20 protein-coding genes are annotated in these 22828 nt (G+C 32.9%); 7 read left to right on the top strand and 13 right to left on the bottom strand.

The window, feature by feature from the left end; all coding sequences use genetic code 11:
* Window positions 1–12 precede the first annotated feature (12 nt).
* The gene (locus tag H6622_05685) at window positions 13–651 is read left to right on the top strand and encodes a hypothetical protein (protein ID MCB9060992.1); all 639 of its coding nucleotides are present in this window, start codon (window positions 13–15) and stop codon (window positions 649–651) included.
* A 13-nt stretch (window positions 652–664) separates the two neighbouring features.
* Here H6622_05685 and H6622_05690 read toward each other — a convergent pair whose 3' ends face one another.
* Both H6622_05690 and H6622_05695 read right to left on the bottom strand, forming a co-directional pair.
* Entirely contained in the window at window positions 665–1846 is a 1182-nt protein-coding gene (locus tag H6622_05690; GenBank protein MCB9060993.1) for a hypothetical protein, read from the bottom strand.
* Between the two features lie 78 nt (window positions 1847–1924).
* Window positions 1925–2857: a hypothetical protein gene (locus H6622_05695; GenBank protein MCB9060994.1), complete on the bottom strand. Its 933-nt coding sequence runs from the start codon at window positions 2855–2857 to the stop codon at window positions 1925–1927.
* 81 nt (window positions 2858–2938) lie between these two features.
* Here H6622_05695 and H6622_05700 point away from each other — a divergent pair, with 81 nt between their 5' ends.
* Both H6622_05700 and H6622_05705 read left to right on the top strand, forming a co-directional pair.
* Entirely contained in the window at window positions 2939–5047 is a 2109-nt protein-coding gene (locus H6622_05700; GenBank protein MCB9060995.1) for a hypothetical protein, read from the top strand.
* Window positions 5048–5187: 140 nt separating this feature from the next.
* On the top strand, window positions 5188–6585 hold the full coding sequence (locus H6622_05705; GenBank protein ID MCB9060996.1) for a hypothetical protein: 1398 nt from the start codon (window positions 5188–5190) through the stop codon (window positions 6583–6585).
* Between the two features lie 6 nt (window positions 6586–6591).
* Here the strand turns inward: H6622_05705 and H6622_05710 are convergent, their stop codons facing one another.
* Together H6622_05710 and H6622_05715 are read right to left on the bottom strand one after the other, a co-directional pair.
* Window positions 6592–7608, bottom strand: a complete 1017-nt coding sequence (locus H6622_05710) for a succinylglutamate desuccinylase/aspartoacylase family protein (GenBank protein ID MCB9060997.1) — start codon at window positions 7606–7608, stop codon at window positions 6592–6594.
* Window positions 7596–9026: a hypothetical protein gene (locus H6622_05715; protein ID MCB9060998.1), complete on the bottom strand. Its 1431-nt coding sequence runs from the start codon at window positions 9024–9026 to the stop codon at window positions 7596–7598. The genes H6622_05710 and H6622_05715 overlap by 13 nt, the downstream gene beginning before the upstream one ends.
* Before the next feature lie 120 nt (window positions 9027–9146).
* On the opposite strand from H6622_05715, the gene H6622_05720 reads away from it, so the two are divergent.
* Entirely contained in the window at window positions 9147–9635 is a 489-nt protein-coding gene (locus tag H6622_05720; GenBank protein MCB9060999.1) for a macro domain-containing protein, read from the top strand.
* A 24-nt stretch (window positions 9636–9659) separates the two neighbouring features.
* On the opposite strand, the gene H6622_05725 is transcribed toward H6622_05720, so the two are convergent.
* The 4 genes from H6622_05725 to trmFO are packed head-to-tail and all read right to left on the bottom strand — an operon-like array spanning window position 9660 to window position 14016.
* Window positions 9660–10754, bottom strand: coding sequence for a hypothetical protein (locus H6622_05725; GenBank protein ID MCB9061000.1), 1095 nt, complete (start codon window positions 10752–10754; stop codon window positions 9660–9662).
* Window positions 10755–10763: 9 nt separating this feature from the next.
* Window positions 10764–11720 carry a GDP-mannose 4,6-dehydratase gene (locus H6622_05730; protein MCB9061001.1) on the bottom strand — a complete coding sequence of 319 codons (957 nt, stop codon included), beginning with the start codon at window positions 11718–11720 and terminating at the stop codon, window positions 10764–10766.
* 8 nt (window positions 11721–11728) lie between these two features.
* Window positions 11729–12625 (bottom strand): DMT family transporter, encoded by an 897-nt coding sequence (locus tag H6622_05735; protein ID MCB9061002.1) that lies wholly within the window; start codon window positions 12623–12625, stop codon window positions 11729–11731.
* Window positions 12622–14016 carry a methylenetetrahydrofolate--tRNA-(uracil(54)-C(5))-methyltransferase (FADH(2)-oxidizing) TrmFO gene (gene trmFO, locus H6622_05740; GenBank protein ID MCB9061003.1) on the bottom strand — a complete coding sequence of 465 codons (1395 nt, stop codon included), beginning with the start codon at window positions 14014–14016 and terminating at the stop codon, window positions 12622–12624. Before trmFO ends, H6622_05735 begins: the two co-directional genes overlap by 4 nt.
* 99 nt (window positions 14017–14115) lie before the next feature.
* Here trmFO and H6622_05745 point away from each other — a divergent pair, with 99 nt between their 5' ends.
* Window positions 14116–15855, top strand: a complete 1740-nt coding sequence (locus H6622_05745) for an NAD+ synthase (protein ID MCB9061004.1) — start codon at window positions 14116–14118, stop codon at window positions 15853–15855.
* A gap of 11 nt (window positions 15856–15866) precedes the next feature.
* Window positions 15867–16313: a hypothetical protein gene (locus H6622_05750; protein MCB9061005.1), complete on the top strand. Its 447-nt coding sequence runs from the start codon at window positions 15867–15869 to the stop codon at window positions 16311–16313.
* 158 nt (window positions 16314–16471) lie between these two features.
* Here the strand turns inward: H6622_05750 and H6622_05755 are convergent, their stop codons facing one another.
* On the bottom strand, window positions 16472–17050 hold the full coding sequence (locus H6622_05755) for a hypothetical protein (GenBank protein ID MCB9061006.1): 579 nt from the start codon (window positions 17048–17050) through the stop codon (window positions 16472–16474).
* 157 nt (window positions 17051–17207) lie between these two features.
* Between H6622_05755 and H6622_05760 the strand changes: the two genes are divergently transcribed.
* Window positions 17208–18311 carry a hypothetical protein gene (locus tag H6622_05760; GenBank protein MCB9061007.1) on the top strand — a complete coding sequence of 368 codons (1104 nt, stop codon included), beginning with the start codon at window positions 17208–17210 and terminating at the stop codon, window positions 18309–18311.
* Here the strand turns inward: H6622_05760 and H6622_05765 are convergent.
* The 4 genes from H6622_05765 to H6622_05780 are packed head-to-tail and all read right to left on the bottom strand — an operon-like array spanning window position 18286 to window position 22797.
* Entirely contained in the window at window positions 18286–18471 is a 186-nt protein-coding gene (locus H6622_05765) for a hypothetical protein (protein MCB9061008.1), read from the bottom strand. The two genes, H6622_05760 and H6622_05765, sit on opposite strands and share 26 nt — an antisense overlap.
* Complete coding sequence (locus tag H6622_05770; protein ID MCB9061009.1) at window positions 18471–19550, bottom strand: metallophosphoesterase; 1080 nt, start codon at window positions 19548–19550, stop codon at window positions 18471–18473. Before H6622_05770 ends, H6622_05765 begins: the two co-directional genes overlap by 1 nt.
* Window positions 19551–19557: 7 nt before the next feature.
* Entirely contained in the window at window positions 19558–20571 is a 1014-nt protein-coding gene (locus tag H6622_05775; GenBank protein ID MCB9061010.1) for a diguanylate cyclase, read from the bottom strand.
* Window positions 20572–20574: 3 nt separating this feature from the next.
* Window positions 20575–22797 carry a hypothetical protein gene (locus H6622_05780; protein ID MCB9061011.1) on the bottom strand — a complete coding sequence of 741 codons (2223 nt, stop codon included), beginning with the start codon at window positions 22795–22797 and terminating at the stop codon, window positions 20575–20577.
* Window positions 22798–22828 lie beyond the last annotated feature (31 nt).

Here is a 22828-nt window from a genome sequence, read left to right on the forward strand (position 1 = left end):
TAGAACATGGATATGGTTTCTACTAGAGTTCCTTTCTCAATTGAAAGTGAATATATTTTAAAAAATTTTGAAAAATCTTCTCAAAAAAGAGTCTATCTTATTTTGCATGGTTATTTGCAATCTGCTGATATCATCGATAAACTCACAAGCAATCTCAAGGTTAGTGGAGGGATATATCTCATTCCCAATGGCCCATTTTTTGTGCCTTATAAAAAGAATAACAAGCAGTATTATGGATATTCTTGGTATTTTTACGATGTTGAAAACGATAAATACTTAGTTAATTACACAGCAGGAACAGAATATTTAAGCAATTTCCTAAGAGCTCAAGAACTCATAAATAATCCATTGACAATTCTTGGTTATTCTCAAGGTGGTTATATGGGTCTTCAATTGGCCAAATCTTTACCCAATTGCGATCATTTGATTTGTCTCAATGCAAAGGCAAAAGCAAAGTATGTAGATGGCCCTTATCATTTCAAAATTGATCTTGTTAATGGAGAGGATGATTTGATTATTCCTCTATCTGGAGTGGAAGAAGAATTTAATAAAATACGAACAACTGGCCAAAAAATTTCATTACACAAAGTTTACAATAGTGGTCATAAGATCAATCATAATTTGATTTCAGTGGTTAACGGACTTATATAAAAGTGAATGGTTTTTACTTTTTTGCAAAAAGTTCATTGAGAATATTTTTTAAATCATTATAGTCTTTAGAAAAATAATTATTTTCATCAATTTTTTTTGAAATTTTTCTTACACTATGTAGAATTGTAGTGTGATCTCGATCGAAGGCCTTGGCCAATCTTGTTAATGAATAGTTTTTGTTATGGTAAAGATAATGCATAGCAACCTGTCTTACCAAAGTTATTCCTTGTCCCCTACCTCTCATTTTTGGATGAGCATGAGTAATTCCAAAAAATTCTGAAACCTTTTCATTACAAGTGATGACTAGTTTGTCATCATCGAGATTATCATAGAGGGTAGAAAGTTGTTGTTTTAGTACTGGTAAATCAACAATCCCATCTGACTCCAAGAGAATTTTAATTTTGTCCATGAGTCCAATAAAGAGATTCAAATCTTGTGATATATAATTCACACAGAATCTATAGACATCGTCTTTTAGCGTTATTCCATATTTATCTAATTCTGCACTTAGCATTCGTTCAACTAATAGTTCATCCCCTAGAGAGAGACCCTCTATCACGGCCCAACCCAATCTCTTTTTTAATCTTTCATATAAGTACTTTAAATGGACAGGAGGAGACTTCATTGTAAGCAAAACTAGTTTCTTATAATTTTTTAAATGCCCAATTAGGATGGAAAAGTCTTCTTGAAACTGTTTATCATTTGCGTTAACGGCCAAATCAAAATCATCGATGATTAAATAGTCAATATTTTCGGTATAATGGAGAAAAAATTGAGTAAATTTACCCTGTGAAAGGTAGTTTTTATATTCATAAAGAAACTCTTTCCCATTCCTTAAACATATTTGTTTCATGGGAAAGCGTTTTTTTATTTCATTGGCCAAACATTGGCATGTATGGGACTTACCACTTCCTGAGGTGCCAAATAAAATGGCAAATGGATAAGTCGTTTTTTCGTCATTTAAAATTGTTTCAAGTAGTGCTCTGATATTATGATTTTTGCGTCCTTGAAAATAATCAGTGAGCACAGGGCCTAAAAATGAATTCTCTTCTTTTACAGGGGCCCTCAGTTGAATCTTTTTTTTGCGATTTTTTTTTTGATTTCGCTCAACAACAGGGCCTATCCCACTTTGAGCGCTGAGGGTATCGAAATTGAAGAGTTCAAGTTGGTTTGTAGATACGTAGTTTTTTCCCATAAACGTCATAAGTCTAAAGGAAAAACTTGTAAGGTCAATAGAATAGTCTTCTGAATAGATATAAAGTGATACGCGTATCTACGAAGTGAATTCTTCTGCTAACCAAACAGGCCCTATCGATTTTAAATATTCGATGATTTCATGATGTTCATCAAATAAATCTAAAGGTGGTGTGTTTTCAAATATAGAATCACTTGATGATTGAATACTTCTTAATTTTCCTTTATCAAATGTTAGTTCATATAATTGAGTTGCATTTTTTAATTTTAATGTAAACACTGGTGTTTTGTTCCAAGTCCAAGTTTTGTCTAAATACTTTTCACTTAAGTCTACCGCCTTTGGATAAAGATCATTTAATTCATCGAAAGAAATTAATTGAGCACTATATTTAGATTTAATGTCTTCAATTAAATAATTAAGGATATTTTGCGTAGAATACCTTTTACCAAATTCACAAATGTTACAAACTTTTGACTTAACTGAGGCAACGGCCTTGGTTTCAATATTTTTATATGTTGGATTGAGTAGACCTCTTAGTTGAGCAATATTGGCCTGAACTAATAAAGTTCCATGATGAAGTGAATTACTTTTAGTGTTTTTAAAAGCGCTTCCAGAAACTTTAAATTGCTTATCATTTTGAGTTGCAATCAGATCATGACGCTCGTTAATATGAATTGGAATATTCTTCGCGCAAAGTACGTCTTTTAATAGAGTCAAATTCTGGCATCGATGTGTCTGTGAATCTTTCCTAATAAAAGAAAAGTTGAGATTTCCCAGATCATGATAAACAGTACCGCCCCCGCTGAACCTGCGAACAATGGGAAGGTTATTTTTTCTGAAATTTACTTCTCGCCAAGGATTTTGGAAATTCCCTATCACAAGGCATGGATTATTAATATAAAAAAGTAAAACAGATTCGTTTGGATCTCCTTCACGTAATAGGTGTTCTTCTAGGCCTAGGTGAATCCAAGGATTATGAATTTTAGAAACAATTATTTTATCTATTTTCATGAACTTCCTTAAAAAATCTCACATATCAATTCTTACGTTGTCAGGTCTTAACTGAATATGTAGATCAGAAATATGAAAAAAATGAATTTTGTATTTATCTTGCTTTTTGTCATATTAAAACCATTATTTGCAACTTATGAATTGAGTTATTCTAATTTATTAGGTCATTGTCCATTTATTCATACAGATGAATTTTCATTCAATGGACTTGCTAAAATGATTAAAAGTCAAATCGAAGTTAAAATTGAACACAATGAAAACTGTCGGGCCCCTTTACTACAAATTTCTAATGGACTTGAACTGATTGAAACACTCTATGCTACTAAAATTGATCCATCTCTTAGAAATAGAATTGAATCAGAAGTGTTTTCTAATGAGCTTGTAAACCTGGAGCTTAGTTTGTTAAAGTCAGTTGAGTCTGATCCTGACTATGCATACAAAAAAGGCCGACGCGATCAATTAAATGAATATTTGATCGAAAACAAAATTGATCGCCTCTTTCAATCAGATTATCAACGAAATAATATAAAAAACCAACTCCAGACAAATGCTTTTCAATACTTAGCACAAATATTCAGTGGAATTTCATCATTGCCAATTGAGTGTATTGATCAATTAGGAGGCTGGTCTCAATTGACTCCCATTTTTAGTCATACAACAGCAGCAATGGCCGGTATTGCAGGATTTGGAGATGCAGGGGTTATTGGATCAGGTTTTGTTGTTTTAAACACACTGATGCAAATTTTTACTAATCATAGTGGAAAGCAGGCGCTTAATGATTTAATTGCTCAATCAAATAGTGAAATTCTCGCTTGCACATATTTTACTGCCAAAAATGCGGCCTGCAGTTTGAGAGATGCTTATGCAATTGCTAAAGATACTCAAGAAATTCGTCGAATAATTTACAAAGAATATGATCAATTACCTGAACAGGTTAAAGAGTATGAAAAATATTTTCAAGCTCTGAGAACGAAAGAGGAAGCTGATGAAATTTTTCAAGTCATTGCTCAAATGGGTTCAAGTCTTTCCTTGAATACTGATACAATCAAGGAATATTTAACGGCATTGAAAGTAAACCCTGTTTTTCTCAGAACTACAATACCAATTCTAGAAAATTTAGAATCTCCATCTGAATCAGATAAACTTAAAATACAAAAATGGTTAGATTTTTTAGATTCACAAGGGGTAACTCTACGTAAATATGATATGTATGGATCTCCTTTGCCACTTATAGAGATGTATAAAAACAATATTGAAGAAATTGAAAAAGGTATTGCCCTTATTCAGGCCATGGAAGAGAAAATTCGAGAGCAAAAATCTTTTGTAGATCTTAAGAATAAATTGAGCTCATCAACTCAAGTTAAAAAAAGGGTCAGAGAGCTTTTGACGTACTTTAGTGAAAACTTGGAAGATGTTTTCAAATCCATGGGACAAAAGGTTCCTTTAGACAGTAGTGGAGCAATCAGAACGGCCCTTGAAATTTTAGAAAAGCTCCATACTTTCCTTGAAGTCCAGTATGATCTTCATCATGATAACCCTCAAGAAGATTATGAAAATAGAGTCAATTTAAAAGGGGCAGAACTTTTTAGAGCGATGTCTAGAGGAGTTGTAGCACAACTTAATCGTCAATCAGTCTTCACAATAGGGGCAAAAGTTTCAGATAGATTTTCATGGGCGTTTAAATCTATTGAGAAAATTTTTCTAGAAAGAGATATTCTCAACAAACTTAATCCAAACTATGTTTCTTTTTCTGATTACAAAAATAAAAAAGCTCTTGAAAATCAGGTTATACAAAATTATGAACTTTTCATGGGAAGTGGAAAAGTCAATCGTGCAAATAAATATGAAACAATTATGAAATCCTTTAAAAAAACTTTTCAAACTGAACTGGCAACAATGGTTGAAGACTCACTTAAATTAAATTCTCAGATCCTTTTTGATCTTGATGATATTACGGCCGCACATTATTGTGCCCTTTTTTCTGATTTTTTATATAAAGATTTCAAATCTATTGTTGTTGAGTGTAGAAAGCGTTTTCAAAATCTAGATATTATTTCAATAAATCAAGAAATCAAACTCCCAATAAAATGGGGAGATCCTTGCTTTTATTCAGATTATTGGAAATTGGAGAAAACCAATCGCAATTTGTTCTGGAGAGAACTTGATCTAAGGCCTGTTTCCGCTGAATAAAAATATTTGTCATACCAAAAACAAAATTTCTTTGAAAAGCTCAATTTCCAGATGATTTAGAGTTTAACCCTGTAAATTTGAGCAAAAGTGATGTTTTTTGGTGTACTCGTGATAAAAGCTCTTAGTCGAAGGAAAATCTTATGAAAATATTATTTGTTCTTCTCTTTTTCAGTAAATTACTTGCTTCAGAGCTTGTCGGTTCATATATTTATTTCAATGATGATGAAATTAAGCAATATTTCAAAAACAATTTTGGTAATGACTATCTTGAACCGAGTAATGAAAACGAATTTATCTACAAGGAACTTGAGAAATATACACTAGAATTATATGATCGTTATTCTGAATTACTAGGCCCATATTTTGATATGCTTCCACAAATTCCTCACATAGCTCTAGGTCATTTTAATGGGGTTAATGGAATTGGTGTATCAGTATTTGAAGGCATAAATTATACGCAAAATATTATTCGAGTTGATAAAGAATCTTTTGAAACTGGACATAGCTATGCCATTTTGGCCCATGAAATGGCACACTATTTTTTAAATCACCCAAGTCAAATTCAAAGATCACTTCTTATTCACTCAATCTATGAATTTGAGCATAGCTTACCAATTGCGAGTTCCCATATTTGGGAAAACGACTATACACCGCAAAATACAGAAGAGTTTATAAGCATCAATAGAACAATTGAAAAGATAGGACTATTTTATCTATTTCCGGAGTTTGTATTGCCTTTTGATTTTTATATTAGTTCCAACGGTTTAACAGGAGTGATGCAGACATTTTTAGAAGAATCAGATCCAAGCAATCAAAATTGTAAAGAAGCGATTGAAATCAGTGATCAGATCGGTGATGAAATTTTATCCATTTGTTCTGCTGGTTTGCAAGTATGTATACATGATAAAGATACACTTATAAACATTACTGAGCTTATTAATAATTTTGAGACTCCCGCTGGAGAGTGTTTCAAAAATAAAAATCAAGAATTTCTTAAACTCGTTAGTTTTTATTTTTTCGATGATGCCAATCTTGATGATCTCAAGAAAAAATATAATCAGGGCTCAATAGAGTATAAAAACTCATTTGAAGCACAATTTTTTGCCATTCTTTATGCTGAAAAAAACCCGCTTGAAATAATTAAAGATCTTTTCAAAAATGCAAAAGCAGAACTTGAATGGAAACTTTCTAAAACGAATCTAAATTTTGCTAATATTCGAACGATAACGATGGAAGATGAGGCCGACATTTTAGCTCAAATCATTCTAGAAAATAAGAATCCACAAATTTCAGCTGAATATTTTTGGTTTTACCTAAATGACTATGAAAAACAGCAATGTCGTCAAATTGTAGACGATCAAGAATTGGAACCAGTTCCAGGACTGATCATTGACCCTCATCGTTCCCCCTGTTATCGATATTGGAGATCTTTAAAACTTTCAAGAGAACTAAAAGAAACCAAAGACTCTAAAAAATATCTGATTGAAAATATTTTAAAGCTTAATAAATTTTCTATATATAAGTCTTTACAGGCCTAGCAAATCTCAATTATGAGGATACTCTTCCATGATATATCCCATACAATCTTCTCGAATGACTTTTACATCCTTTGTAAACATCGCTGGAATGATCTCTTTTTTCAAAATTAATTTATTGTCCAAAACTTCAAAAAAATCAGTTAAAACATTTTCACCATAATTATTCTCGACAACCAGTGGACATGTTTTTCTTAAATGCGCAAGCACATGGCCTTTTTTTATTTTTTTAAAATTTAAACAATCAATATCCGATAGAAAAGATAGATCACTTTGTGATTGTAGGTTAAAATTAAAATCAAATGATATTTCTTTGCTAATTTTTATTCTCGCTATCGTATGGAGAACTTTATAATCAGATCTTTCCTTAATTAAATTCAAACTTTCAATTTTTTGTAACTCTAGGATTTTTGAATATATCTTTTCAATTCCTTCTCTTTCTCCAGATTGTCCTGCTTCAACTGTGATACTTGGGCATATATCAATAAATGCATTTGAAAGCACTTCACTAGGTTCGGTAAAATAGACAATTTTTTCTGCAAAAAATCTGGCCAATTCTAGATGATCAGAACCTAGATGAGTAATACAAGAATAAAACGGGTTTATCCCGGTATTATTGTGGATATCAATACAAGCAAAAGGTGCCGATTGAAAGACATAATTTTTTACTTCATGTGCGATTTGTGACAGCTCACATTCTCCCCCACTCCAAACTCTGTTGAAATCATTTTCACCTTCACATTTGCGAAAATTCAACTCCGCTGCTTTGGTATTTCCAATGAAGACAATGAGGGACCTTTTAAAAAGGTTCTTATTTTCATGGTAGTTTTTCAAAATCTTTTGAATGGCCAGAAAACCTGAATGTTCATTTCCATGTAACAAAGTACTTACAAATAGAGGGTTTCCTTTATCTTGGTCTAGATGAATAATTGCTGGACCTTGAAAATGTTTAAATAAATCTTTAACTGGCCAACGGAAAAATCCTTCAGGAATAGTGTTTAAAATCTTAAGTTTCATAATTGCCATAAGTGTACAGGCAAATTAAGGTTTTGGTAATGGTAATATCGTTCTAAAAGTTCCTGAAACCTCATGCCATAAGCGGCCACAAAGGATCTTTGCCAACCTGTTCCGTTTTGTAAGCTTTTTACTCGAGGATAAATTATTTGAGTAATGTATGATTCAAAATCATCTTGGCAAATATTTAATACTCCATATAATTTTTTTAGTTCAGGCAATATTTCATGAATGAGTAGATCTCGAATATTTCTGGTATTCCCATCTATCCAATTGATTTGAGCATTCAGCCCATCCTTACAAGACAAGTAGAAATTATCCATTGCTTTTTTAAAGGAAATTCTAGTAGATAATTTTTTTGTCCGACAGAACTCTACAATGAGAATCTGAAATAACATATTCGCAATAGAATCTTTGACAGTGGGCCCTGCACTTGGAACTCTAAACTCTAGTCTTAAACCAGGTCTTCCCTCTTTATCAAATCCAACAAGTGGCCTATTCCACCGCCAGATGGTTCCGTTGTGTAAACGCAAATTTGCTAACTTTCCAATGTCTCCATCTATAAAATCGGGAATCAAAACGGGATGTCCATCAAGATTTTCTAAAAAAAGCTCAAATATCGATTTTTTTACGTAATCATTTCCTAAAGTCACACGTTTGGCCCAGGTTGAATCTTTATTTCTAAATGATTTCATATTGATTGATTGTTCAAAGATAGGAATTCTGGATTCATCCCATAGATCCTTGCCTAGGAAAAAGGGAGAATTTGCACATACGGCCGAAACGAATGAGCTGGCAATAACAGAGGCATTGTATGTTTCAACAACATTTTTTGGGGTTACTCCGAAATGAACTTGAAGTGAGGTCGCAGCACATTCTGATATCACGTTATTGTGTTCGATGTGGACAAAATCTCGTCCTTCAAAATCAATAATCACTGGCCGATTGTGTTGTAACTCCATAATGCGACTATTCAGTGCAAAGTATCTGGTTTTCCCTGAGAGAAATTCCATATCTAACATGTGATCGCGAAGAGTTGGTAATGTTCCAATCATTAGTGTTTTAGAACCTAGTTCTTTTGCTTTTATAGAACACTCATTCCAGGTGTTAAGGAGTGTTTCTTCCATTTTCTCAAAGCAGTTTTTGGAAATTGCAAATGGTTCGGAGTTGATTTCGAAATTGAATTTAGCGATTTCTGGAACGACTAGTTCATTGTTGAGTTTTTCAACAAGCAAATCACTTTTTGGATCTGGTAAAAAATTATCGTTTACAAGCCATGCCTCTAATTCAAGCCCACACATTGGTGGCCCATCACAGAATGAATTTTCATCAAAATATTTTTTCAGCTGTAGAGTCTCCTGTCTTACAGCATCTTTAAATTTTATTGAATCGTTCTCAGTGAAGAAGTCGGTATAGATTTCTTGCCCCATAAATAACCTCTCTTTATTAAATTTGAAGTTACCAACAAAAAACATCGTAAAACATGATATATATCGGCCACTTCATAAAAAACGCGTGTATTGTATTGAAAAATAATTAAAGGAGGACCTATGATTGTAGAAGTAACTGGTGATATTCTTCTTTCTGAAGCTGAGTGTATTGTACATGGTGTGGCGCCAAATGATCATTTTCTAAATGGACTGGCCAAATCTTTGCGAGAAAAATTTCCGGAAATGTATAAGAGTTTCAGACATTTCTCTCACAGTAATCATCCTAAAGAAGGAACATCGTGGATATGGGAATCTGAAGAAGGCCAAAAAATTGTAGCATTATTCACACAAGAACATGCTCCAGGACATAATTCAATGCCTGGAAAAGCCACAACAACTTACGTTAATAAATCTCTTAAGGAACTTAAAAAGTTTGTTGAAAAAAAGAATATCAAAACTTTGGCCATACCAAAAATTTCAACAGGTGTAGGTGGTCTTGATTGGAAAGAGGTTCAACCGCTTATTCAAAACCATCTGGAAGATGTTGAAGAGTTAAAAGTGTTTGTTTATGAACAATACCAAGCAGGAACAAAAGCAAACGAAGAATAAATCATCAGAGAGTTTGATAAGAAATCAATTTATCAGACTCTCTACTTCTTCTTTTTGGGTTGGATTTCTTTTGATTTTTATCCTGATTCCTGCGAGTTTTCTCTTTAGCGTGGATTGTGAAAACTGCAGAGCATGTGACCTCAAGAGTTGTGGATCGGTGTTTACATAAAGAGACTCAAATTCAACAAGCTTTCTTTCAAATTCTTCATTACTATATTTTTCAAATTTTATAATGAGATCATTTTTATAGAATTCATCTTTGAGTGGGTCATTCATTGTTAAAACTTGTGTTCCACACATTAGCGATTGAAGACCCATCAGTGGAAAGGAACATTTTTCAAAATCAATAGTGCCTTTTGCACTTGCAAGGATTGGAGCCAACTCTCCAGCACATTTCCAACCGATGAAGGTATTTGCCTCAAATTTCTTTTTTGTTTCAACTAAATGATCGTCCCGGCCTACGAAGCGGAAATCTCTTTTCGTTGATAGAAGAAATTGCCCAACCTGATAGGCAAATTCATCGCTTAATCCCTCTGCAAGAACCATATATGTCTGTTTTTTAAATTGTCCCACAGGAAACAAAGGATAGTCTCTTTGCTCAACATGGGGTTTAACAACAGTAATTAATCCATCATAAAATGGTTCTACGATCTCCTTAATGACTTCACTTGCAACCCAAAGCTCATCAATCTTTTTTAGACTATTTATGAATGAAAACTGTAGATATTTCCAAAATATTTTTTTTGAAAGCTGTTTTGGTTTGGACATAAATGGGTAATCTATTAAATAAGTGATTTGTCTGACACCATCACATTTTTTTATACCTTGAGAAAGTCCTGAGGAAACATTAAAAATAAGATCAGTAGAGCAACAAATATGTAATGATTTTGCAGCAGAATTTAAAAGATAGGGCCTTAAAAATAAATCTGATTTTCGTTTACAAATATTTGATAAAAACGATGAATTTATTTTGAATTGTTCCAAATGTCCCAAAACTTGACCTTGGTTGTGGGCCAGAGTGAAAATCTGTGTAGGAACAAGATTTTCAACAACTTCTTCTACTATGGGTATTGAGCTATCTCTTTCCAATATATGGTCACAGCTTACTACTACATTCATTATTTCACCTTATAATTTACTTTTAAAATATTCTGCTGTTTTTCTCAATCCTTCCTCGAAACTAACAGTCGGACGATAGGTACTTATTCGCTGCAATTTATCAATATTAGGTCTTCGTTTTTTTGGATCATCTTGAGGAAGAGGTTGATAAGTTATTTTTGAGTTGCCACCTAAAAATTTTAAAATAAGTTCTGCACACTCTTTGATAGTATACTCATCAGGATTTCCGATATTAACCGGAGAAATTTCATCACTCATCATCACTGCGTGCATAGCTTTGACCAAATCATCTACATAACAAAATGATCTGGTCTGAGAGCCATCTCCGTTGACTGTTATATTCTCACCTTTGAGAACTTGATTAACAAAATTGGGAATGACACGGCCATCATCTGCTCGCATACCTGGCCCATATGTATTAAAAATCCTCACAATACGAGTATCAACTCCGTATTGCCAATGATAGTTCATTGTAAGGGCCTCAGCATAACGTTTCGATTCATCATAACATGATCGAGGGCCCACAGTGTTGACGTTTCCATGATATGTTTCAGTCTGTGGGTGTATTTCAGGATCACCATAAACTTCACTTGTAGAGGCCTCTAAAAATCTGGCCTTTTTATTTTTTGCAAGTTCTAAAAGTTTCCTAGTCCCTTCAGAGTTAACTCTCATAATTTCCATTGGTATTTTTTTAAAATCAATGGGTGAAGCAGGGGATGCTAAAGAAAAAATATAATCAATTTTTTGAGCTGACAAATCAGGAAGTTCTTCGAATATATTGCAGTGATAAAAATGAAATCCGGAGTATTTAGACAACCGATCAATATTTTCTTTCTGACCTGTTATAAAATTATCTAATCCTATAACCCTGGCACCTCTTTCAAGATAGTAAGTACTTACATGAGAGGGTATGAAGCCGGCCGCACCAGCTATTAAAATTGATTTATCTGTGAAATCTTGTTCCATATTTACCTTCAGTAGTGTTTTATTTGTATAACTGTAGCACCTGTGCATAGCATAATTCCACCTAGAACTTGCTCAGGAGAAAGACTTTTTTGTAAAAATAACCAATTTATGACTATGGCGCAAAGTGGGAAAAACATTTCAGCAATTGTACAAACTCTGGCCGAAACCATTCTTAATCCTTTGTAATAGAGATACATTCCAAACAGACCAGACAAAATGGTCATACTTGCTAATTTTAACCAAGTATTTATGCTAAGTTCAAAAATGAATGAAAAATTTCCTAAAAAGAACAACATTGTCAAAAAACCAAATACAAATCTTCCCGTCATAATTTCTTTCTGATCAAATCCTTCGAGCGTTAGCTTTTTACCAAACACTGTAGACATACCCCATGCAAAAACGGCAAAAAAAGTAAGTCCATACCCAAGAATTTTTTCACCTTCTAAGTTTTTACTTAAATTTTTAAATTCGAAAAGTGGTGCTAAGTCAGCATAGGAGATTAAAAAACCACCGATAAGACACAACATGGCCCAAAATAAATATTCTTTCTGGATTCGTTCTCTAAGATAAAAATGTGCAACACTAATAGCGATCAGGGGTTGAAATTTTTGGAGGAGGATGACCAAGGAAGGATTAATAATGGTAAAGGCCCTTGTAAAGGCCAAGGTACCAAGGGCCGAACCTAAACAGCCTATAATGAAGAAATAAGCTAGTGTTGAAATTTTGGAGTTGATAAATTTCTTAAAAGACTTAATGCCTACGGGAATTAAAATAATACTTAAAAGTAAATGTTCTATAAATACGATTTTTTTAAAGCTAAGAATATCTTTTGCTAAGGGATAACGAATCAAAGTATCGAGGGCCCAAAAAAAACAGCCAGAGATGATGAGTAGAATTCCTTTCAAATGGATGCCTCCTGTATTGAAATATCTTTTGGAGGTAATTCAATTTTTCTAAACTGATTGAAAACCTCACGAGCTCTGTTGGCCACTAGTGTTTTTTTCAATTTTTTAATTTCATGTCGTTTCATTCGACGCTTTTTTTCTATTTCAACAGGGGGCAGTAGGCCAAAATTGATATTAGAAGGAGTTGGTTTGGGCACAGTCATGACATAATTTATCAGAGCACCGATCGCTGTTTCGAGAGGCCAGTTTTCAAAATTTTCACCACTTATTTTTTTGGATATATTGTCTGCAACATAAAGTCCCATTGATGCACTTTCCGTATAACCTTCCACTCCACAGATCTGGCCAGCAAAATAAATATTTGTAAATTTTTTGGAACTTAAATCTTTATTCAGTAATTTTTTTGCATTGATAAATGAATTGCGGTGGACTGAACCCAAGTGTAAAAATTGAACTTCTTGCATACCTGGCAACATTGAAAAGACTCTTTTTTGCTCAGGGTATTTTAATCTGGTTTGAAATCCAACCATATTATAGGCGCTTCCAAGTAAATTCTCTCTTCTGAGCTGAACTACTGCGTATGGTAATTTTCCATTATCAAGTTCTAGCCCAATAGGTTTCATGCATGAAAAGCGTGCAGTATCAATTCCTCTTTCGGCCATAATATCTATTGGTAGACAACTTTCAAAAAATTTATATTCTTCGAAATGAGCAGAAGGTACTTTTTCAGCTTTTACGAGTTCAGTGATAAAGTTTTCGTATTGTTCTTTGTTAAGTGGAATATTTAAATAGTCAGCTTCTTTGTCCAGAGGAATATTGTGATGGCGATCTTTAAAGTACATTTGTGAGAGATCTAAAGAGTCTGCATCAACAACAGGAGCAATTGCGTCATAGAAATAAAAATCATCTCCTGAAATTTCACGTTTAATCCATTCTTCAAGCGCAGAAGTTGTAAGTGGACCTGTAGCGATTATACAATAATCACAATCATATTCTTTCATAAGCTCTATTGGATTACCAGCTTCTCTTTTTACGACTTGAATAAATTTATTATCTTGTATGATATTTGTTATTTCCCGAGAAAATTTTTCTCTATCAACGGCCAGTGCATCGCCAGCTGGTACAGCATGTTTTTTTCCAACACTTAGAACTATTGAACCAAGTTTTTCCATTTCATATTTTAAAAGCCCATGTCCTGTTTCAGGTCTGATTGATTTGAGAGAATTAGTGCAAACCAGTTCAGCAAAACTATTTAACTTTTGTGCAGGATTAAGTTTAATACTTTTGCATTCCAATAAAACGACGGAAATTTTACGCTCTGCTAAGTACAATGCGGCCTCACTTCCTGCAAGACCAGCTCCAATAACGAGTACTTTTGTTTTTTGATTCACTTTATTATTCTCTCTTATGTCATATTTTTTTAGTGCCTTTATATAGCAGTTTGTCGATTCTTCGTCTATTATCTAGATGTTTGAGTTCAAGGGGGATCCGTGAAAGTTATAGGCCATCAGACACATCATACTATTGCTGATTTTGATAGTATATTCAATTACTTGCATAATTATTTTACTACTAAGCAACCTGGTTTACACCTTTTTCCAGAACTCTTTCTTACAGGTTATCCTCTGCAAGATTTATGTTTACAGAAAGAATTTATTCTAAAATACGAACAGTTTATTAATAAAATTAATGAATGGTCTGAGTCATTGGGTGATAGATTTCCCAATACTTGCTTACTTTTGGGTGGTCTTCATTATGATTTATCTGCAAGTCAAATGGCCGAGAGAATAGAAAATTGTATTTATGCTTTAGAGTTGGGAAAGAAGTTAAAGAAAGTCTATGTAAAAAAACTCTTACCAAATTATGATATTTTTGATGAAAAAAAATATTTTGCGATGGGGACAGAGTGTGGAGTTTGGCAATACCAGGGATTAAATATTGCTCTTATGATATGTGAAGATATGTGGTATTCGGAACAATATCATCTTGACCCAGCACTTGATTTGAAAAACCAAGGTATTGAGTTTGATCTCGTTATTAATCTATCAGCTTCTCCTTTCCATATTAGAAAAGAAGACGCTCGATTAGAGAGAAGTAAAATTATTTCAAAGGAGCTAGGGGCGCCCTTTTTTTACATAAATCGAGTAGGAGGAGAAGATGAAATCTTATTTGATGGTAGATCACTCGTTATGGATGGTGAAGATTTAGTTTTCAAGGCCAAAATTTTTGAAGCACAGGTTTTTGAAATTGATTTAAGTAAGTTTTCAAAAAAAGAAGCGAGTAAAGAAGAATTATTAAATAAGAATCGTCAGAAAAGTTCTTGGGAATCCTTATTTTTGCCACATCTAGACAACCATCAGCTTAGAAAATTAAATGATAAAGAATGTGAAGTTTTATGTGATGCTTTAGAGTTTGGTCTGACCGAATATATGAGTAAAAGCGGATTTAAAAAAGTAGTTATTGCCTTATCTGGAGGGATTGACTCTGCTTTAGTACTCGCCTTGGCCACACAGGCCTTGGGGGAGTCAAATGTTGAAGCTATTTATATGCAAGGTCAATATTCATCCCCCATTAGTTATGAACTTTCGCGTGAGATGTGTGATCATCTTGGAGTTGCATTAAAGATAATGCCAATAAAATTTTTACACAGTACAATAAGAACTCAATATAAGCAAAATTTTGGAGAAGAACTTCATGGAGTGAGTGATGAAAACATTCAGAGCAGGCTTCGCGGAACACTTCTATATGCGAGATCAAATCAAACGGGCGCGATGGTCATCAATACAAGTAATAAATCAGAAATTTCAGTTGGGTATTCAACTCAATACGGAGATAGTGTTGGTGCAATTTCACTACTAGGAGATTTGTATAAAACAGAAGTCTATGCACTTTGTCGCTATCTAAATAGGGTTTCACCTGGCATTATTCCTGTGGGGATTATTGACAGGCCACCAACAGCAGAACTTAGAGAGGGGCAAAGAGATGATCAGAGTTTACCACCTTATGAAATAATGGATACTATTTTGGAGTGTTTTTTAAGTTCTAGTTACTCTAGAGATGAAATTATTTCTCTAGGTTTTAGCTCAAATTATGTTGATCAGATTTTGAAATTATTTAGTATTTCAGAGTTCAAAAGGTTTCAATTTTGTCCTATAATCAAGCTCAAAAGTAAGGGTTATGGTTTTGGGCATAGGCTACCAATTACTAAGTCGACAAGCATTTACAAATAAAGGAGGCCAATATGGCAAAGGCAGTGAGTGATTTTCTTAAGCAATTGAATGTGGTTAAAAATGAGATAAGCAAGTTTGTCTCTGAAAATGATCTCAAAAAAGTTCAAAAATCTGTATCAAACTACGTGAAAGAGGTAGAAAAGAATGTTTCAAAAGTAGTTGATAAGGATATCAAAATTGTTAAGAAAAGAATAAGTGATGAAAAAAAGCAAATCGAAAAGATGGTTGAAAAAATTATTCAGACTGAAATTAAAAAGGCGAAAAACTTTGTAGATGAGCAAAAGAAGGAATTAGATAAACTTCAGAAAAAACTTAACAAATACTCTTCTAAAAGAAAAACAGCTAAAAAGAAAGTGGCCAAGAAAAAAGTGGCAAAGAAAACCACTAAAAAAGTAGCTAAGAAAACGACAAAAAAAGTGGCAAAAAAAACCACTAAAAAAGTAGCGAAGAAGAAATAAATTATAATGAGGAAGGATCGTATTCCTTCCTCGTTTGAACTATGAATTATTGAGAGAAAGATTGACACAAGAATTTGGTATAGACCAACCAGTTTGTTCGTCAGAATTATATATTAAAGTGAATTAAGTACTATCTGATAAGATACTTACTTACACATCTAAGGATCATAGTTAATTTTAATTTCTTCTATTATTTTATTATTTTGAATTGTTATTATAAACTTATCAACATTGACAAGAATTGCTCTTCGACGGTCTAATTCAATTAAAAGTTGATCTAAGAATTCTTCCCCTTGTTTGTAATGGCCTGATCCATTATCAATTTCTCTTAAGAAACCTTGTTGTATAGTACTCCCCCCACTCATGGCCAGAGGCCTACCGGCATTAAAGGATGGATGGTGAGAATAACCAAATTCTTTTTGGGCCCGAAATATTCTCCCCGACTCATCCATAACTAAAAGCTCTTCATGTCTAATAGTATTTAGTGTACGACCTCGTCGATCCACTAATAATCCATTTGGGTCAACAAAAACTTCAAATTCTCTACGTTCCCACTCTCCAAAATCTTCATAGTCCTTAAAATCAACAACAACAGGGGAGGTTTTGTAGGGCCCTCCGGTGGCACCAATCAATTTTTGTTTATTCAATTGAGCATTAAGCATATGCTCACATGTATAATTTTCGGCCAATAACTGATTCAAACTTAGTAAATTTAGTAAAATAAATAGAATTCGCATAGACTGATTTATATAAATTATATTTGGTAAAATTGTAAACATTTAAATCTTAACAAAAATAAAATATTTGTGAATTCTAAGTTCACTAAGAATTTAGTATTTCATTGTCAGAGATTACTAAATTCATTATAAAGAGTGGAACCGGGAAGGAACTAAAATGACTTATCTCAGTTTTTTTATTTTTATTTTTCTTTCTATTAGTTCGAAAGCGGATTTCAACCCGTCCATACAACAAGTTTTTACTGCAGATAAAGTTAATCCTATCAAAGAGTATTTATTAATTTCAGAAGATATTCTAGCACATACAGACAATCAAATTACACTTAGTGTGAAGCTGAAACAATTTGCAAAGCTTGGACTACTTGGACAAACAACTTTAAAAATTTTTCAACAAGAGCTTGGTCTTGATGAACTTTTAAATCCATTTTACGGAGCAAAAATTAGTTTTACCATTTTCAAGGATGATCAAATCATTTTTGAAGGTAGCATGTTCACTAACAGAGATGGACAAGCAACTTATGGCCTTGAAAAAAACGTTGAGGAAGGTAGTTACAAAGTCGTTTATAAAGTTTACATTTTTTCAGATGGCCTTTACAAAGAACTTCCTGTGTATAACTGGCCAAGCACTATAGAAATCATTCCCTACAATCAAAATGGTATTGTTTTAGTCAATATCGACAACACTGTTGCGGATACAAATTTATATACATTTCTTTTTACCAATGACGATCTTTATATATCACCTCTTCCTTCCTCTGTAGAAACAATCAATTGGCTCGACAAAAAATTAGGTGCTACAATAGTTTATTTTAGCGGAAGAGATATACATTTCAATTATAGAACAAAAAGATGGTTAAAGATTCATGGGTTTCCAGATGGGGTACTTCTTGCTTCAAAAAATCTAGATCGGAATTCAAAATATTTTGGATTAGATTTTAGATTAAATATAGAAGAAGATACAGTATTTAAAACTCAGTTAATTGAGACACAATTTAATAATTTGAATGTAAAGCCTTTTGCGGCCATAGGAGACAAAGTTAGTGATGCGTTTGCTTTTTCAAACAATTCAATTAATTACTCATTTATCATAAGTAACAAAAATGGTTCACAGTTTTTAAACAGTTTACCACCAAATGCACTTCTTTTTGAAAATTTTAACGGACTCAAAGAACTAAGTAATGGCCCTATAATCATAAAAAAATGGGAGCAGATAAAAATTTTCTTTGAAAAGCTTCTTAACGTTCCAATTGATAAGATTTAGCATCCTGCCTCTTCAGAGGATGAAATTTGTTGTATTTGATTGCAAGAAAAATCATAATGATGATAAATGGAAGAAAGGCGAGTATTGCATTTCTAAGAGAATGCTTATTTCTTTGTTTTTCAAGCTCTATTGCTCTGAGTATTTCTGAATCTTGATCCATCAGGTTGTGTTTACCTCTATTCTATAAGGTCGCCAATCGCCCATCCACAAATTAAGTTGAGCATCTTTAATGATTTCTGTTTTCTCATTAATATCTATAAGTATATAAGTCAACTTGCTTGTGTCTGGATGCATGGCCACATCAATAATGGGTATATGATTCCATGTTCCGGAGTTAAAATATAATTTACCTTCCGGAAATTTTCTCCATTCTTGGACATGAGTATGCCCCATCACTACAATTTTTAGAGATGGATTTTTACGTAGAATTCGTTTTGCCATTTTTTCATAGCGAGGATAGATAGTTATTTGTTTAAGTAATTTCATATTGGTTTTAAAATTACTATTTTGTTTTGTATAACTACTGGTATTTGTTTGAAGAATATACTTAATGATGGCAAGAGAAAGCTTAAGATAATAGCCAAAGTCATGAAATATTAACCATTTCACATAAGCACTTAAGGGCCTAACTTTATCGATAAGAGGCCTATCTTTTTTTAAAATGGGAAGTAAGGATATACAAAAAAGTGAACCCCATGGGAGATTAAGTATTTTTTTATTATTTGGGCCAACTTTAAAATAGTCTTTCGGAGGAACAGTATTTATGACTTCAAACCTATGCCCATGTTCAATATGGATACCAAACTCTTGATAAAAAAATGTGAAATGAACTTCTCCTTCTACAATTTTATTAAAGTACTTTTGTGCTCCCTCAAATGCCATTCCTGCATCGTGGTTACCTATAACGTAAGTAATCTGTTTATTTGGTTTTTTTAGAAATAAGCGAATTGCATCAAAAAATTTAGGATGTCCCTTTGCTATGGCCCTAATAGCATTAATAGTATGTTCAACATCAATGATATGAGTAAAAGCACCATCTACATCTATCTGGATAAGATTGAGAATATCACCATTCAGAAATAAATGTACAGGTGAAGACAAAAAGTCACCAGACGAATAGTATTCCAATATCTCGGCGAACCGCTCATCCTCGAAAAAATCTTCCAATATGTTAAGCTGGCCATTACTAAGAAATTTTCCTTTTCCTAGGTGGAGGTCACTTAGTACGAGCATTTGCATAATAGTCTCAATCTTCTTCTTTTTTTAATGCTTCATTTGACAGACAAACTTTTCCCCTACCACTTTCTTTGGCATGGTACATCATTTGATCGGCCATCGATAAAACATCTTCACGTGTTTTAGCATCTTTTGGAAAAGATGCAACCCCTATGGATACACTTAATTTTAGAATATTGCCTTTTTTAATTTCAAAGTCACGTTCTTTTATAGATTTTAAAATTCGCTCACCAACACTTTTACCAATATTAGCAGCTGAATTTGGTATAATAACGACAAATTCATCTCCTCCATAGCGATAGATTAAATCCTCATCTCTGAGTGTATTTCTTAAAATTTGCGCAATTTCAGATAATAAAAACGTACCCACGAGATGTCCATGTCCATCATTTACTCTTTTGAAATGGTCAACATCGATAAATAATATACAAAACTCTTCATTATATTTGTTATATTTTGTAATACTATTGTCTAGATCTATTTGAAGTTTTCTTTGGTTGTAAAGTCCTGTGACATCATCAATATGAATTAATTGATTCTCTTTTCCAAGCCCTTCAATTTTTTTAAATATAATAAACTCTTTACATGCAGCTTGCATGAGTTGATCAATATACTTTCTTTTTTCAATACTCTTCAACGGTAAAGAAAAAATAATGAAGTATATCTGATGGCCATCCTCTCCCAAAGGCCTAGAGAACAATTGTTGATTATCAATAACAATTTCTTCATGAGTATTATTTTTATTTATGACTTTCTCAAGTAATTTGTGAATATCTTCAACTTTATAAAATTTTTCAATATTTTTCTTATTCCAAACATGCCTGAACTGTTGTTCTATATGACGACCTAGAACATGTTCTCGTTTTTTTGGATATGAAAAAATGATCGCTTCATTAATATTGAGTTTATCAGTTACAAATCTATTTATATCCTCATAAAGGGAATTAATATCATCATAATCTCGTATTAGATTATTAAAATCTAGCAAGTCTTTTAAAAACTTAAGATTATTTTCACCTACCATTTTTTACCTATTCATTTGTTTCTCAATTTCATCATCCAAATCAATATCATCTTCTAATACTTGTATAGATCCTTTGAGAGAATTCATAATCTTACCTAACCTACTTTCTAATTTGGCCTTTTCCTCTCTAGATTTCTTTTCTTTGATTGATAAATTTTCCATTGTAAATTCTAAAGCATCTATTTTGCGTTTTAATTCTAATATTTTCGCATCTCTACTTTTCAAACGTGATTCAGTATCAACCACCATTAATTCTAATTGATTTTCAAGATGTTTTTCGCGTTGTTTAACTGAATTGAGATCAACTCGAACCTTTTGATTTAGTTTTTCAAACTCTAATTGATAATCCTTAAGTTTTCGTTCATAGATTACTTTTTTACTTTCATTTACTTTAAGATCAGTTTGTGCTTGGTGTATCTGCTCAATTGATCTTCTCTTAATAATATCTAATTCTAATCTCAATTCTTCCAGCTGCGCTTTCAAAGTAATATTTTCACTTTCAACTTCCTTGGTTTTCGTTCTTTCATTCTTGACTTCTCTAAGTAATTTCTCTCTATCTGAGCGCAATTGTGAAATAGTAGACGATGCTCTTTCTAGTTCAGAAGGATCAAGATTTAAATCTTTAAGTGTTGGAAGAATCATTTCCATTGAAATATTTTGCATATTTAGTTTTGAAAGATTACTCGCATTGTCAGGGGAGTATCCTTTATTTGAAGCTTTTTGAAATTCTAAAGATTCAGAAATATTTATATTTTCTCTGCCTCCTCCAATTATTGTCCTAGAACCTGTATCATCATCTATATCAAAACTTTTTGACTTACTCAGTTTGTTTTGAGCTTGAATTTCATTATTTGTATCTTCATCTCTAATTTCAAATGGAAAAGCTCCTAAATTTCCACCTGGCTCAGTGTTGTCTACTAAACTGGCCAGAATTGTTTTGTCTTCTTCAGTATAACTACTTTGAGTCCCGCCAACAGTTGTATGATCGGTTCCTCTATCGACATTGGCAACAATCGTTTTATCTTCATCATCACCACTCGAATCTCCGACAGTTGTACTTTCATGATTATATGAATCTAGAATAACTTGCTCTATAGAGCCCCCTTCAACTCTTTCTAGAGCTGTTGGTCCCTCTCCAATTTTCTCCCCTTTAGAACCTATTTGAGTTTGTTCTTTGTGAGTTTTTCTTTTTTCATTTCTTACAATTATGTCATCCATACTATCTGAACTGATAGCTGATTCACTGCTAAGATCAAAATCAATGGAACCTTCATTATCTATGTTTACTCCAGTATCAGTTACATCACCTTGTGGCCCTGAAAACTCAATGTCACCTATTTGATTATCTCCAAGTGTTAAATCTATTGCGCTATCCTCAGATTTTTTACCCATTTCCCCACCATTACCAAACTCTATGACATTATTTTCATCAATATTTGTCTTTGAAATTTCAATACTACCACCTGTGTTAAAATCTGAAGTCTGGTCATCATGCCCACCAGTTAAGTCTAAATCATCAATAGTAATTTCCCCTGTTTCTTCATTAATCATTCTCTCTACGGTAACACCTTTATTTCCAAAATTACTTTCATTGGTTTCAGAGGTTTGATGATCTAATTCAAGATTTGTTTGTGAAATTTCAAGATCAGGTACAACACTATTTTCAAAACCATCATTTTTAGTATTTATTTGTGATTCAATATGACTTTCTTCGTCCTTGAAAAGCTCAGTTTCGCTAACATTAGTCTGCTGCAATGGCAAATCTTTGACTTTATCAAAAGCACTTTTATCAAAACTTGCAAAACTAAGATCTTCAAAATCAACACTATCAGATTTTCGAATTTCTGTAGAGTCACCAATACCAAAATGCGCCATCCCCTCACTAAAGTCAGAAACGACTTCTCGAATAAATTGGGAAGTCACTGGCCCTTTAATATAACCCGAAGCGGCACTATTTCCCTTTTGATGTTTTTTAAGAGCTTTTAAATCTAAAGTTTCGCTAACAACTATAAAAAAGACATGTTTTTTGACGGAATATTTTTTAAAAAGGAGGTCTAACTTATCTTCCCCATTCTCGTAATGCGCAAAGATTAAAATATTTGATGAGTCATCTAGAACCACTTTTTCAAGATCTCTAATTTTTTTTATAAACTGAGGGCCCAGATCATGAAGCTCATCATCTAAATTATTGAAATATTTCTCTTTGCTGTAAAGTACTAATCTCAAAGGTCCTCCCGAACAAGGTATAAATATCAAA

Source organism: Halobacteriovoraceae bacterium (assembly GCA_020635115.1).
Lineage (GTDB): Bacteria > Bdellovibrionota > Bacteriovoracia > Bacteriovoracales > Bacteriovoracaceae > JACKAK01.

Coding starts and splice junctions, on each gene's coding strand:
- H6622_05755 (MCB9061006.1), bottom strand. CDS start 17,050: ATGCGAATTCTATTTATTTTACTAAATTTACTAAGTTTGAATCAGTTA.
- H6622_05700 (MCB9060995.1), top strand. CDS start 2,939: ATGAATTTTGTATTTATCTTGCTTTTTGTCATATTAAAACCATTATTT.
- H6622_05695 (MCB9060994.1), bottom strand. CDS start 2,857: ATGAAAATAGATAAAATAATTGTTTCTAAAATTCATAATCCTTGGATT.
- H6622_05760 (MCB9061007.1), top strand. CDS start 17,208: ATGACTTATCTCAGTTTTTTTATTTTTATTTTTCTTTCTATTAGTTCG.
- H6622_05725 (MCB9061000.1), bottom strand. CDS start 10,754: ATGAATGTAGTAGTAAGCTGTGACCATATATTGGAAAGAGATAGCTCA.
- H6622_05690 (MCB9060993.1), bottom strand. CDS start 1,846: ATGGGAAAAAACTACGTATCTACAAACCAACTTGAACTCTTCAATTTC.
- H6622_05775 (MCB9061010.1), bottom strand. CDS start 20,571: ATGGTAGGTGAAAATAATCTTAAGTTTTTAAAAGACTTGCTAGATTTT.
- H6622_05685 (MCB9060992.1), top strand. CDS start 13: ATGGTTTCTACTAGAGTTCCTTTCTCAATTGAAAGTGAATATATTTTA.
- H6622_05715 (MCB9060998.1), bottom strand. CDS start 9,026: ATGGGGCAAGAAATCTATACCGACTTCTTCACTGAGAACGATTCAATA.
- H6622_05730 (MCB9061001.1), bottom strand. CDS start 11,720: ATGGAACAAGATTTCACAGATAAATCAATTTTAATAGCTGGTGCGGCC.
- H6622_05710 (MCB9060997.1), bottom strand. CDS start 7,608: ATGGCAATTATGAAACTTAAGATTTTAAACACTATTCCTGAAGGATTT.
- H6622_05705 (MCB9060996.1), top strand. CDS start 5,188: ATGAAAATATTATTTGTTCTTCTCTTTTTCAGTAAATTACTTGCTTCA.
- H6622_05765 (MCB9061008.1), bottom strand. CDS start 18,471: ATGGATCAAGATTCAGAAATACTCAGAGCAATAGAGCTTGAAAAACAA.
- H6622_05770 (MCB9061009.1), bottom strand. CDS start 19,550: ATGCAAATGCTCGTACTAAGTGACCTCCACCTAGGAAAAGGAAAATTT.
- H6622_05750 (MCB9061005.1), top strand. CDS start 15,867: ATGGCAAAGGCAGTGAGTGATTTTCTTAAGCAATTGAATGTGGTTAAA.
- H6622_05720 (MCB9060999.1), top strand. CDS start 9,147: ATGATTGTAGAAGTAACTGGTGATATTCTTCTTTCTGAAGCTGAGTGT.